The 12553-nt window shown below is 38.8% G+C and carries 13 protein-coding genes and 1 pseudogene; 13 read left to right on the forward strand and 1 reads right to left on the reverse strand.

Translation table 11 applies throughout. From position 1 onward, the window contains the following. Positions 1–52: 52 nt before the first annotated feature. The 11 genes and pseudogenes from trmA to BLS38_RS09475 all read left to right on the forward strand — a co-directional run bounded on the left by trmA (position 53) and on the right by BLS38_RS09475 (position 9939). Positions 53–1138: a tRNA (uridine(54)-C5)-methyltransferase TrmA gene (gene trmA / locus BLS38_RS09430; RefSeq protein WP_092749091.1), complete on the forward strand. Its 1086-nt coding sequence runs from the start codon at positions 53–55 to the stop codon at positions 1136–1138. Between the two features lie 306 nt (positions 1139–1444). Beyond that, the gene (locus BLS38_RS09435) at positions 1445–1669 is read left to right on the forward strand and encodes a hypothetical protein (protein WP_092748946.1); all 225 of its coding nucleotides are present in this window, start codon (positions 1445–1447) and stop codon (positions 1667–1669) included. Positions 1670–1776: 107 nt separating this feature from the next. Then, positions 1777–2679, forward strand: coding sequence for a 50S ribosomal protein L11 methyltransferase (gene prmA / locus BLS38_RS09440; RefSeq protein ID WP_092748948.1), 903 nt, complete (start codon positions 1777–1779; stop codon positions 2677–2679). Positions 2680–2689: 10 nt separating this feature from the next. After that, positions 2690–2764, forward strand: a pseudogene (locus BLS38_RS13355) (MJ0042-type zinc finger domain-containing protein); the annotation flags it as partial. Positions 2765–2818: 54 nt separating this feature from the next. Beyond that, positions 2819–3163 carry a hypothetical protein gene (locus BLS38_RS09445; protein ID WP_244518264.1) on the forward strand — a complete coding sequence of 115 codons (345 nt, stop codon included), beginning with the start codon at positions 2819–2821 and terminating at the stop codon, positions 3161–3163. Between the two features lie 471 nt (positions 3164–3634). Next, a complete protein-coding gene (gene fis / locus BLS38_RS09450) occupies positions 3635–3904 on the forward strand; it encodes a DNA-binding transcriptional regulator Fis (RefSeq protein ID WP_005014868.1) in 270 nt (89 codons plus the stop codon). A 73-nt stretch (positions 3905–3977) separates the two neighbouring features. Then, positions 3978–5552 carry a bifunctional phosphoribosylaminoimidazolecarboxamide formyltransferase/IMP cyclohydrolase gene (purH, locus tag BLS38_RS09455; RefSeq protein WP_092748952.1) on the forward strand — a complete coding sequence of 525 codons (1575 nt, stop codon included), beginning with the start codon at positions 3978–3980 and terminating at the stop codon, positions 5550–5552. Between the two features lie 69 nt (positions 5553–5621). Continuing rightward, complete coding sequence (gene purD, locus BLS38_RS09460) at positions 5622–6905, forward strand: phosphoribosylamine--glycine ligase (protein WP_092748954.1); 1284 nt, start codon at positions 5622–5624, stop codon at positions 6903–6905. A gap of 368 nt (positions 6906–7273) precedes the next feature. Further along, positions 7274–8137, forward strand: coding sequence for a MetQ/NlpA family ABC transporter substrate-binding protein (locus BLS38_RS09465; protein WP_092748956.1), 864 nt, complete (start codon positions 7274–7276; stop codon positions 8135–8137). An 87-nt stretch (positions 8138–8224) separates the two neighbouring features. Further along, positions 8225–9244, forward strand: coding sequence for a methionine ABC transporter ATP-binding protein (locus tag BLS38_RS09470; protein WP_092748958.1), 1020 nt, complete (start codon positions 8225–8227; stop codon positions 9242–9244). Then, positions 9241–9939, forward strand: coding sequence for a methionine ABC transporter permease (locus BLS38_RS09475; RefSeq protein WP_092748960.1), 699 nt, complete (start codon positions 9241–9243; stop codon positions 9937–9939). Before BLS38_RS09470 ends, BLS38_RS09475 begins: the two co-directional genes overlap by 4 nt. A 54-nt stretch (positions 9940–9993) precedes the next feature. Here the strand turns inward: BLS38_RS09475 and BLS38_RS09480 are convergent, their stop codons facing one another. Then, complete coding sequence (locus tag BLS38_RS09480; protein WP_143230124.1) at positions 9994–10581, reverse strand: hypothetical protein; 588 nt, start codon at positions 10579–10581, stop codon at positions 9994–9996. Positions 10582–10852: 271 nt separating this feature from the next. Here BLS38_RS09480 and dapD point away from each other — a divergent pair, with 271 nt between their 5' ends. After that, a complete protein-coding gene (gene dapD / locus BLS38_RS09485) occupies positions 10853–11674 on the forward strand; it encodes a 2,3,4,5-tetrahydropyridine-2,6-dicarboxylate N-succinyltransferase (RefSeq protein WP_092748964.1) in 822 nt (273 codons plus the stop codon). A gap of 77 nt (positions 11675–11751) precedes the next feature. Continuing rightward, a complete protein-coding gene (gene queE, locus BLS38_RS09490) occupies positions 11752–12465 on the forward strand; it encodes a 7-carboxy-7-deazaguanine synthase QueE (protein ID WP_092748966.1) in 714 nt (237 codons plus the stop codon). Positions 12466–12553 lie beyond the last annotated feature (88 nt).

Genomic DNA, 12553 nt, shown 5'->3' on the forward strand with positions numbered 1-12553 from the left:
GCGTAGTTTGTTAACATTGCCGCTTCTATTTTAGCGTGTGGCCAACCAACATATGACCTCTGCATACCAACAACAGTTGCAAGCAAAAGTTGAGCGTATTTCTGCCCAATTTCAAACCTTTCAACCACCACAACTTGAAGTGTTTGAGTCGCCTGAAACCAATTTTCGTATGCGTGCAGAATTTCGTATTTGGCACACAGATGACGACATGTTTTATGCCATGTTTGAAGCCGATGAGATAGGGAAAAATAAAAAGGCTGTTCGTGTAGACCAATTCCCAATTGCCTCAACACAAATCAATCAGCTCATGCCTGTATTGCTTGAAGAAATTAAACAACAAAAACAACTACACCACCGTTTATTTGAAATTGACTTTTTAGGTAGTCTAAGTGGTGAAATGCTGGTCACACTTATTTATCACCATAAGCTCAATGAAGAATGGCAACAGCTTGCACATGCCCTCGGAGAAAAACTCAATATCAAAATTATTGGACGTAGCCGTGGTCAAAAGCTCGTTTTAAGTGATGATTTTGTAGTAGAGAAATTTACAGTCGATCAAAAAACTTATCAATACAAACAAATTGAAAATGGTTTTACACAGCCAAATGCAGTAATTTGCCAAAAAATGTTGCAGTGGGCGTCAGACGTAGCCAATGTATGCACAGGTGACCTACTTGAGCTCTATTGTGGTAATGGTAACTTTACACTCCCACTTGCACAAAAGTTTCCCAAAGTACTTGCCACTGAACTTGCCAAATCATCTGTATATGCAGCCGAGTGGAACATTCAAGCCAATCAAATCAACAATATTGCCATCGCACGTTTAGCAGCTGAAGAATTTACTCAAGCCTACACAGGCGAGCGTACCTTTAGGCGCTTACAAGAAGCACAAATTGAGGTAGCAGACTATAATTTTGGCACAATTTTTGTCGACCCACCACGCGCAGGTATTGATGCTGAAACTTTAAAACTTATGCAAAATTTTAAGCATATTATTTATATTTCATGTAATCCAGATACGCTTGCAGACAACTTACAAACACTTTGTCAAACGCACCGCATTATTCGATTTGCCATGTTCGACCAGTTCCCATACACCCACCATGTGGAAAGTGGAATATTACTAGAAAAACGCTAAGACTCATCTGTGGCGGTCACACAAAACCGCCACATATTATCTAACTTACCAATAATAAAATACCTTTTAATTCAAAAAAACTCTTAATAAAATGATGTGCTTACATAAATAAAAAACAAAGATGTTTCAAAATATTAAACGAATAAAATATTAAATTTATAAACAATTCAATATCTTTTAAAACTGATTATAATTTTATATGGTCAGAACAAAATTTATATACATATGTCCTAAAATTATCATGACTTGAATTTTTTATTTTTTGATTTATATTTCGACATATCTTTGTTAATGGTCACGGCTCACATGAGTATTTGGCAAAAACTATTTCTCCCTAAAAACATTTTCAACAGTGGCAAAAACAATATTGCATGTATTGAAAATGACTCGGCATGTAAAAGTAACGAACAACTTCTACACGCTCTCCAAACCACCGATGACGATTGCATTGCAACAGGCATCAAACGTGTGCTTATGTCACGTGGGTTTAGCAAAAGTGAGTTGAACACCTTACAACACAGTATTCACTAATCTGTATCAACTCGCCTACCGAATCAGACTAAGCGATAAACTAAAGTTTCTAAGCAGACATATTTTCGATACAATACAGTCTTATTTAGCAAAATTAGGTTATTTCAGTGAAGTGGTTACAAATTCATATTACTGTTGATCAAGCTCAAGTCGAAATAACAGAGTCACTCCTCCTATCTCTTGGAGCAGTCAGTGTGACGCTTGATGATGCAGAAGATCAAGCACTTCTTGAACCACTTCCCGGTGAAACACCACTGTGGAATAAAGTGATCGTCACTGGTATATACCAACAAGATGATTCAGAAACCATTGATGTCAATGCACTGATTTCATTTTTAAATATGCAGTTACCAGCACACACAACTATTCGTCACGATATACTTGAAGACCAAGTATGGGAACGTACATGGATGGATTATTACGAGCCCATTCAAATTGCAGACCACTTTTGGATTGTTCCAGAATGGCTTACACCACCCGATCCTCAAGCGGTAAACCTAAAACTAGACCCAGGTTTAGCCTTTGGTACAGGTAATCATGCGAGTACTTTTCTATGCTTACAATGGTTAGGAAAAACTGACCTTAAAGGCAAAACTGTGATTGACTACGGTTGTGGCTCAGGTATTTTAGGTGTCGCTGCTCTTTTACTGGGTGCAGAGAAAGTCTATGCAACGGATATTGATCCGCAAGCTGTACTTGCAACACGCCAAAATGCCGAACTAAACAATGTTTCAGATGGCCTATTTGTTGACTTACCAGAAAACTTTAATCAACAATTTGAAGCACAACAAGCTGATGTATTGGTCGCTAATATTTTAGCGGGGCCACTCATGGCGTTAGCCCCTGAATTTAGCCGACTCACCAAACCCCATGCAGCCTTTGCTTTAGCAGGTGTTATAGAAGAACAGCTGCAGGACGTCTGCGATGCTTATGCTCCCCTTTTTGAAGTGACTGAAGTTGAAAAAAGAGAGCAACATTGGTGTCGTATCTCAGGAAAACGTTTAGGCTAACTCATCCCCTATGCAAAGTATTACAAGTACTTGTCCAGCCTGTAAAACAAAATACCGTGTATCTGTTTTACAGCTGCGTGTAGCTCAAGGAAAGGTGTGCTGTTTCAAGTGCTCAAACACTTTTAACGCATACCTTTGCATGTCAAATAAATATAAGCCACAGCAAATACACAATGCACCCCTACTGAGTAGTGCCACAGTTCACCAGAGCAAACAGACCAATCATCCAATACTTGAAATTTTTGAGAGTAAAAGCAACTCATCTAATATCGATTTACGAACGTATCTTAACAACACACATTATATTCACCCGCAACACGATACACCCAAATTACAACATACGCTCAGGCTCTATCCACGTAAGGGGCAATATCGACCGAAAAAAACATCTTTTCCACTCCTTATTATTGCTATTTTTTGTTTCATATCCTTGGGTCTACTCATTTTAATTGTTTTAGCTTATACACTGATTGGGATTGGTTAATGCCAATAAAAATATAACAAATCAACCTAATCAGACACATAAAATTTTCATCTTGTAAATAAAAGCACTACCAATATTATTTTAAGCAATTAAAAATACAATTCAATTCAAAAAAACGATTAAAAAACACAAAAAAACTGACTCAAATTTACTCACTTTATTTTGCACAATGTTATTATGTGCGCCAAGAAAAGCTTAGCCAAATAAACACCTCGTCTTACCCCATGAAGAAAAAAAATAAGCTCATGTGCATTATTTAATACTGCGCATACAGCTCTTTTTTGTTTCTGATTAATGGCTGTAACAATTCTTAAATATTTGTTACGGTTATTTTTCAACCAAAGCGAGAAAAATGTGGCAAGCTATACTCGTTTTCTAGATATCTCATTTTACCAATGAGTTTATATCTACCTTTAAATATAAAACCAATACCATTTTGGTAAGGTTTAGATTGATTTCGGATTAAAACGCATGAATAGCAAATCTCCTATTTTTACTGCACAGTCTGATGTTGCGCTTCGTATCCATGTGGATCGCGCAGTTCGTCACTATTTTGCATCTTTGCAAGGTGAGCAACCATCGCAAGTTTACGACATGGTGCTAGCAGAAATGGAGAAACCTCTTTTGTCTGTAGTCCTTGAATACACACGTGGTAACCAAACACGTGCTGCTGAAATTCTAGGCTTGAACCGTGGCACACTACGTAAAAAGTTGAAAGCTCACGGATTAATGAGTGAATAAATGATAAAATGCTCACGTCTTCGTGGGCATTTTTTTTACCTTTTGTTTTCCAACTTCAAAGACTAAATACATCATGACTATTAAACGTGCTTTAATTTCTGTTTCTGATAAAACAGGTATTGTTGAATTCGCGCAGAACCTTTCAGATCTAAACGTAGAAATCCTATCTACTGGTGGAACATATAAACTTCTTAAAGAAAATAATATTTCAGTCATTGAAGTATCAGAGCATACTGGCTTCCCTGAAATGATGGATGGTCGTGTTAAAACACTTCACCCTAAAATTCATGGTGGTATTCTGGCTCGCCGTGGTATTGATGAAGATGTTATGCAAGCACACGATATTGCAGCCATTGATCTTGTTGTCGTAAATTTATACCCTTTTGCAGCGACTGTTGCTAAACCAAACTGTAGCTTAGCTGATGCCATTGAAAATATTGATATTGGTGGCCCAACGATGGTACGTGCAGCGGCTAAAAACCACGCCTCAGTCGGTATTGTAGTCAATGCATCAGATTATGGGACTGTGATTGCGGAGTTAAAAGCTGATAATACGCTTTCTCAAGCAACACGTTTTGACTTGGCTGTAAAAGCATTTGAACACACAGCACAATATGACGGCATGATTGCTTCTTATCTCGGTGCACGTGTTGGTCATACAGATGGTTCAGCAGATACATTTGCACGTACATTTAACACCCAATTACAAAAAGCTCAAGACTTACGATATGGTGAGAATCCTCACCAATCTGCAGCGTTTTATGTTGAAGACAAGGCAACCGAAGCATCTGTCTCTACTGCAAAACAATTACAAGGTAAGGCTTTATCTTATAACAACATTGCAGATACAGATGCCGCCCTCGAGTGTGTAAAATCATTTGAAAAACCAGCATGTGTTATTGTAAAACACGCAAACCCATGTGGCGTTGCAGTATCTTTAGATGGCATACAAGCCGCTTATGATCTTGCTTATGCAACAGATACAGAATCTGCTTTTGGTGGCATTATTGCCTTCAACCGTGAATTAGATGTTGCAACAGCACAAGCCATTGTTTCACGCCAATTTGTCGAAGTGATTATTGCACCAAGTATTGCAGACGGCGTATTAGACGTAACTTCAGCTAAGAAAAATGTACGCGTACTCACCTGTGGTGAATTACCAAATATTGAAAACCGAGCTACACAACTTGACTACAAGCGTGTGAATGGCGGTTTATTGGTTCAAGACCAAGACTTAGGCATGATCAAAGCCAGTGATCTTAAAGTCGTGACCAAACGTGCACCGACAGAAGCTGAAATTAACGACTTAATTTTTGCATGGAAAGTTGCAAAATACGTGAAATCAAATGCGATTGTATATGCAAAAAATCGCCAAACTGTGGGTGTGGGTGCAGGTCAAATGAGCCGTGTCAATTCAGCACGTATTGCAGGTATTAAAGCAGAACATGCAGGGCTTGTTGTTGAAGGTGCTGTCATGGCATCAGATGCATTTTTCCCATTTCGTGATGGCATAGACAATGCTGCAAAAGCGGGCATTAAATGCATTATTCAACCAGGTGGTTCAATGCGTGATGAAGAAGTCATTGCAGCGGCAGATGAAGCTGGTATTGCAATGGTATTCACAGGCATGCGTCATTTCCGCCACTAAAATTCCTTACGATTTGCTTGGCATGTTAAAACCGAACATTAACATGCCCCATTCATAGAGAGAGTCTTCATGAATATTTTAGTTCTAGGCAACGGTGGTCGTGAACATGCACTTGCATGGAAAATTGCACAAGATGACCAAGTTAAACAGGTCTTTGTTGCGCCAGGCAATGCAGGTACAGCCACTGAAAAAAAATGTACTAATATTACGCTCAATATTTTAGACAATAGCGCTATTATTGAATTCGCTCAAAGCAATAATGTTGACCTCATTGTGGTTGGCCCAGAAGCACCGCTTGTCAATGGTGTGGTTGATGCAGCACGCATTGCTGGTTTACGTATTTGGGGACCAACTCAATACGCAGCACAACTCGAAGGCTCAAAAGCATTTGCAAAAGACTTCTTAAAACGTCATGACATTCCAACTGCTTTTTATGATGTCTTCACCGAAATTGAGCCAGCAAAAGCCTATATCAAACAACATGGTGCTCCAATTGTCATTAAAGCAGACGGTTTAGCTGCGGGCAAAGGCGTGATTGTTGCCATGACAAATGATGAAGCATTTGAAGCCATTGATGACATGCTGTCTGGCAACAAATTTGGTGATGCAGGTAGCCGTGTAGTCATTGAGCAATTTTTAGCAGGCGAAGAAGCCAGCTTTATTTGTATGATTGACGGTGAAAATATTTTACCTATGGCTACGTCTCAAGACCATAAACGTATTTTTGAAGGAGACCAAGGGCCAAACACAGGTGGTATGGGTGCTTACTCACCTGCTCCTGTGGTGACAAATGAAGTCTTTGAACGTGTTATGCAAGAAGTGATGCGCCCAACTGTCGCAGGCATGAAAAAAGATGGTCACGTATATACAGGCTTTTTGTATGCAGGTCTAATGATTGACGAGCAAGGTCAACCTCGTGTCATCGAATTTAATTGCCGCTTTGGTGACCCTGAAACACAACCGATTATGATGCGTTTACAATCATCACTTGTTGAGTTAATTCAATCGGGTATAGATGGAACACTTCCAGCCGAAGCGCAGTGGGATCCACGCAAATCAATAGGTATTGTACTGGCGTCTGAAGGCTACCCAGAAACGGCTCGCCAAGGTGATGTCATTTCAGGTTTAGGTCAATCACCAGAAGGTACAAAAATATTTCATGCAGGGACAAAACTCAGTGAAGATGGCCATATTCTGACTGCTGGTGGTCGTGTGCTGTGTGTAACTGCTCTCGGTGACACTGTACTCGAAGCTCAAATTAATGCACTGGAAGTTTGTGGTCAAGTAACCTTTACTGGTATGCAATATCGTACAGATATTGGCTATCGTGCGATTGCAAGAGAACAACTATAATAATTAAAAATGCGCCTTTCATTGGGCGCATTTTTCACTTATCAGTCATAAAATGATTATTTAAATGAAAAAAATTCATATAGATTGTGAATTTTATTGTTTTGACTTATAAAAAATAGACTTTATACTGCCCTCAATCTTGCCAGTCTACCGCTATACAAAGCCACCATTTGCACAAATATTGGCTGGGTATTACAAGGCATACCTTGTCACACCCTATATACAAGCGACTGCTCCACCTTACTCTTTCGTTTTAGCACACAATATTGGCAAAACAACTACAATATTGTATTGGCAATACTTACCCGTTAAAACGAGAATATCTCAATATAGAGAACCTATATTACCGACATAGGACAATTCAATACATGAAAAAACTACTGAGTATTTTTTTAGGTGCTAGCCTTTTAGTTTCTGCAGGTTGCAGTAAAGCACCATCTGATCAGGCAAGTACAACAGAAGACAAGAAAATAAGCACAATTGTATTGGCATCTGATGGTTCAGATACAGATGTTTGGCGCTATATCGCAACACTTCCTGCAACCAAACAAGCAGGCATCAAACTTGACGTTAAAAACATGACTGACTATGTTGCTATGAACAAAGCCACTGCAGCCGGTGAAATTGATGTCAATGCATTTCAAACATACAACTATCTTTCTGCATACAACAGTGAAAACAAAGACAAACTCGTTGCTATTGCCACTACATACATTGAACCAATGGGTATTTACTCAACGAAATATAAAAAAATAGATGACATTAAAAACAATGCAGAAATTGCAATTCCAAATGACACATCAAACCAAGCACGTGCCTTATCTTTACTTAAAAGCGCAGGCCTGATAGAGCTTAAGAAAGATTTTGACCCAATCCATGGTCAACTTAAAGACATCACTGCCAATCCAAAACACTTACAGTTAAAACTTATTCCTATGGCAACAGCCGTACGTATTATGAGTGATGTAGACGGCATTGTTTTAGGTAACACTTTGGCAATGGAAGGTGGTTTAAACGTTCTTAAAGATGCATTATTCTACGAACCAATTGATCAATCAACCAAGCTTAACGTCAACTTACTTGTAACATCAGAAGCGAAGAAAGACGACCCAACACTGCAAAAACTTATTCCACTGTATCACAGTGAAGAAGTGAAAAAGTTTATTGCTGATCGTTTTGGTGGAACTAAAATTGACGTAAACAAACCAGTTAGCTACTTGACTGAAAAATAAGCCACTGCATATTTTATGCTTTTTCTCTTTGAACAGGTAAAGTAGCTATACTTTACCTGTTTTGCATGCCGAGCATTGTTTTGACATATGATTGAATTTAAAAATATCTCTAAGCACTATATGCTTAAAGGACAGCGTGTAAACGCATTAAATGAGATTAACCTACAGATTCCTGAAGGCAGTATTTTTGGAATTATTGGTTATAGTGGTGCGGGAAAAAGTACCCTCATCCGCTTGATTAATTTACTCGAGCGTCCCAATGCTGGGCAAGTCATTATTCACCAAAAAGACTTTACCGCACTAGATGCCAAAACGTTACGCCAAGAACGTACGCACATTGGAATGATCTTTCAGCACTTCAATCTCATGCAAACCAAAACAGTAAGTCAGAATATTGCTATGCCAATGCGACTACTGGGTTATAGTGCATCTGAACGACAAAAACGTGTTGATGAACTGCTTGAATTTATTGACCTTAAACATAAAAAAGATGCTTATCCAGATGAGCTTTCTGGTGGCCAAAAACAACGTGTGGGAATCGCCCGTGCTTTAGTGAATCATCCTAAAATTTTACTGTGTGATGAAGCAACATCTGCGCTTGACCCACAAACTACACAGTCTGTACTCGACTTACTTAAAAAAATCAACAAAGAACAAAATATTACGATTGTCATGGTCACCCATGAAATGGATGTGATTGAAAAAGTCTGTGACTATATTGCAGTCATGGAAGCTGGCCAAGTCATTGAACATGGCTCAACAATAGATATTTTCAGTCACCCTAAACACCCAACCACACAAAACTTTATTCAAACTGTATTACAGCAACATCTACCACGTGGCATTTTAAATCAATTAGAGCACAAACATCAGCAAAGTATCTACAGACTACAATTTTTAGGGCAGTCAGCACAGCAACCTGTCATTGAATCGATGATTCGGCAGTTTGATGTCAGCCTCAATATTTTATTTGCAAATATGACTGAGATTAATGGCACGGTCATTGGGCAAATGTTTGTGCAATTATTAGGAAAAGATGTAGATGAAGCGATTCAACATTTAGAAAAAGCAGATGTATCTGTGCAACGTGCAGGAGTAGACGCATGAGAGACGCATTTATTGCATGGCTGACCCAAATCACACAACCCGTTTGGACAAGCCTCGTTTCTGTCGAAGACTTTATTCAAGCACTTGAGCAAACCATTTATATGGTAATTGTAGCTTTTTTCTTTGGTGCAATATGGGGCTTCTTACAAGCCATTACCTTAGTATTGACACGAGATAAAGGTATTTTACCCAACAAGCCAATCTATCAGATTTTAAACCCAATTGTTAATGCACTGCGCTCACTCCCCTTTGTCATTTTAATGATCGCCATGATTCCGATCACCAAATTGATTACAGGTAAAACAATTGGTACAGCTGCAGCGATTGTACCATTGGTTGTATATATTGGCCCATATATGGGACGACTGATTGAGACATCCTTATTAGAAGTCAATGAAGGCATTATTGAATCTGCTCAAGCCATGGGCGCAACACCACTGCAAATTATCTTTAAATTTATTTTACCAGAAGCACGCAGCTCACTGATCTTAAACCTCACCACAGCTAACATCAGTTTAATTGGTGCAACAGCAATGGCAGGTGTGGTCGGTGGTGGTGGTATTGGCGACCTTGCTTATGCATATGGCTATCAAAGATTTGACACCTTTATTATGATTTTAACCATTATTGTACTGCTCATCTTGGTGCAGATTGCTCAAACATTTGGGCAGTGGTTATCCAAGCTCAGATGGTAACATCCCTAACGCATCAGACACGAGCCTAACCGACTATTGTTGGGTTCGTATAGATTAAAAATGGTAGACTACACCCACTTGTGCCGAAGGTAACCACAGATCTTTTTGTGCCAACTTTGGTCGCTGTTCTGTACCACTGAAAGAAAAACTTGGCTGAGACATATAATTTACACCCACTTCAGCCAACCACCCCCAATGTAAACCTAGCATAGGTCTAACACCTATACCTAAATAAGGCGATATTTCATGACTCGTCATATCCCCATTTAAATGATTAGTGGCACTTTTGAGCACATAATCCTGTTGTAGATATGCCATACCAAATGCTAAATAGCTCGACTTAACAAATAATGAAGATTGCTCTAAAAATGGGTGCCATTCTGCTTGGACAAAAGTACTTTTACTTTGCTTAGACTGTCGTTTGAATGATCCCAATGAGGTTGATATATTTTTATCATACAAAAGCTGGTTATTTTTATAGCCCAAAGTTATACCAATATTTTGTTGTGTGTCCCACATCATTGCCACGCCATAGCCAAGTGACCCTACATTTAAACTAAATGCGACTGGAATATACTGCTGTGCAGTTGAATCTCCCCCTAAAATCACTTTTTCATCGGCCATCGCTGGAGCAGTGAACACAAAACCACTCAATATAAACAACATAATTTTTTGATACATCATCCACAACAACTCACTTTAAAACCCATCTACAGCACATGCTGACCTACTTAATATACAAAACCGATCTTAGATTTAAGCTTAAATTATGCCTTATGTTTTGCTATATAAAGATGGTTAAATAATACAGATACGTACTTTATTTAATTGTCCACAAAAAATTCAGCCCGCAAGTGTACTTTTTAGTGTAAAATTAATGGCATTTTATACACTAGATTTGGAATGAGTGATTATGTCTGAACTGTCAACAATTATTGAACAAGCCTTTGAAAACCGTGCAAACTTTACTGCTGCAGATTGCCCAGCAGAAATTCGTCATGCTGTTGAAGAAGTAATACAAGGTTTAGACAACGGTTCACTCCGTGTTGCAGAAAAAATTGATGGTGAATGGATCGTTCACCAATGGATTAAAAAAGCAGTACTTTTATCATTCAAACTCAATGACAACAAACCTGTTGAAGCAGGCGATCTAGCATTTTTTGATAAAGTAGATACAAAATTTGCAGGTTGGACTGAAGCACAGTTTAAAGAAGCTGGTGTGCGTGTTGTACCACCTGCTGTTGCTCGCCGTGGTAGCTTCCAAGCTAAAAATGTTGTACTCATGCCTTCTTATGTCAACATTGGTGCATATGTTGGTGAAAACAGTATGGTAGACACATGGGCAACTGTAGGTTCATGTGCACAAATTGGTAAAAACGTACATCTGTCTGGTGGTGTAGGTATTGGTGGTGTACTAGAGCCATTACAAGCAAACCCAACCATTATTGAAGATAACTGCTTTATTGGTGCACGTTCAGAAATTGTTGAAGGTGTAATTGTAGAAGAAGGCGCTGTTATTTCTATGGGCGTTTATATTGGCCAGTCAACACGTATTTATGACCGTGCCACAGGTGAAATTCATTACGGCCGTGTCCCTGCTGGCTCTGTGGTTGTACCTGGTAGCCTACCGTCTAAAGATGGCAAATATAGCTTGTATGCTGCAATTATTGTGAAAAAAGTAGATGCACAAACACGTGCAAAAACGAGCTTAAACGACCTTTTACGCGAAGACTAATTTTCAGCGTTTACCAAGTCTCTACGGTCAAAGGGTCGTAGAGATTTTTTTCTTTTAAAATACGGTTATTATTGTGTATGAATGCGTTACGCCGCTCTAAGTCTATTCCTGTGACAGACCCAACTGCAGGGCTAAAAATCACAGAAATTTTTTACTCACTGCAAGGTGAAGCAGATGCCGCAGGACTACCTACTGTATTTATACGTTTAACAGGTTGTCCGCTTAGATGTACCTATTGTGATACCACATATTCTTTTGAAGGTGGCCAACGACAATCGCTCGAATCAATTATAGCGACTGCCAAAAGTTACAATACACCTTATATTTGTGTCACAGGTGGCGAACCCCTAGCTCAACCTAACTGCATTGCCCTACTTACTCAACTGTGTGATTTAGGCTTTGAAGTGTCTTTAGAAACCAGTGGTGCTTTAGATGTATCGAAAGTAGATCCTCGCGTATCTAAAGTTCTCGATTTAAAAACACCGACCTCTGGTGAAGATCACCGTAATTTAATGAGTAATTTGGCCCACTTAACACCTAAAGACCAAATTAAATTTGTGATTTGTAATCAAACCGACTATGAATGGTCCAAACAACAAGTTTTATTTTATCAACTCCATAAAAAAGTAAATACTGTATGGTTTTCACCTGCTTTTGCTGTTGAAAAAGGCAATGCAAAACTACCTCAGTTTGCCCGTGATCTAGCACAATGGCTATTAGATGACCAACTCCCAGTACGTTTTCAGCTACAACTACATAAATTACTCTGGCAAGATGAAACAGGCCGCTAGCTTTCCAATTAAACTTCTCAGTATTCACGCATACATATAAAAATGTCTTTGTTACATTTATGCAAAACGAATATGATGTAAATCGACA

The organism is Acinetobacter boissieri (genome assembly GCF_900096955.1).
GTDB classification, from domain to species: Bacteria; Pseudomonadota; Gammaproteobacteria; order Pseudomonadales; family Moraxellaceae; genus Acinetobacter; species Acinetobacter boissieri.

Bases quoted from the DNA above. Each gene is read 5' to 3' on its own strand.
- trmA (WP_092749091.1), top strand. From the start codon at position 53: ATGACCTCTGCATACCAACAACAGTTGCAAGCAAAAGTTGAGCGTATT.
- BLS38_RS09435 (WP_092748946.1), top strand. From the start codon at position 1,445: ATGAGTATTTGGCAAAAACTATTTCTCCCTAAAAACATTTTCAACAGT.
- BLS38_RS09445 (WP_244518264.1), top strand. From the start codon at position 2,819: ATGTCAAATAAATATAAGCCACAGCAAATACACAATGCACCCCTACTG.
- fis (WP_005014868.1), top strand. From the start codon at position 3,635: ATGAATAGCAAATCTCCTATTTTTACTGCACAGTCTGATGTTGCGCTT.
- purH (WP_092748952.1), top strand. From the start codon at position 3,978: ATGACTATTAAACGTGCTTTAATTTCTGTTTCTGATAAAACAGGTATT.
- purD (WP_092748954.1), top strand. From the start codon at position 5,622: ATGAATATTTTAGTTCTAGGCAACGGTGGTCGTGAACATGCACTTGCA.
- BLS38_RS09465 (WP_092748956.1), top strand. From the start codon at position 7,274: ATGAAAAAACTACTGAGTATTTTTTTAGGTGCTAGCCTTTTAGTTTCT.
- BLS38_RS09470 (WP_092748958.1), top strand. From the start codon at position 8,225: ATGATTGAATTTAAAAATATCTCTAAGCACTATATGCTTAAAGGACAG.
- BLS38_RS09475 (WP_092748960.1), top strand. From the start codon at position 9,241: ATGAGAGACGCATTTATTGCATGGCTGACCCAAATCACACAACCCGTT.
- dapD (WP_092748964.1), top strand. From the start codon at position 10,853: ATGTCTGAACTGTCAACAATTATTGAACAAGCCTTTGAAAACCGTGCA.
- queE (WP_092748966.1), top strand. From the start codon at position 11,752: ATGAATGCGTTACGCCGCTCTAAGTCTATTCCTGTGACAGACCCAACT.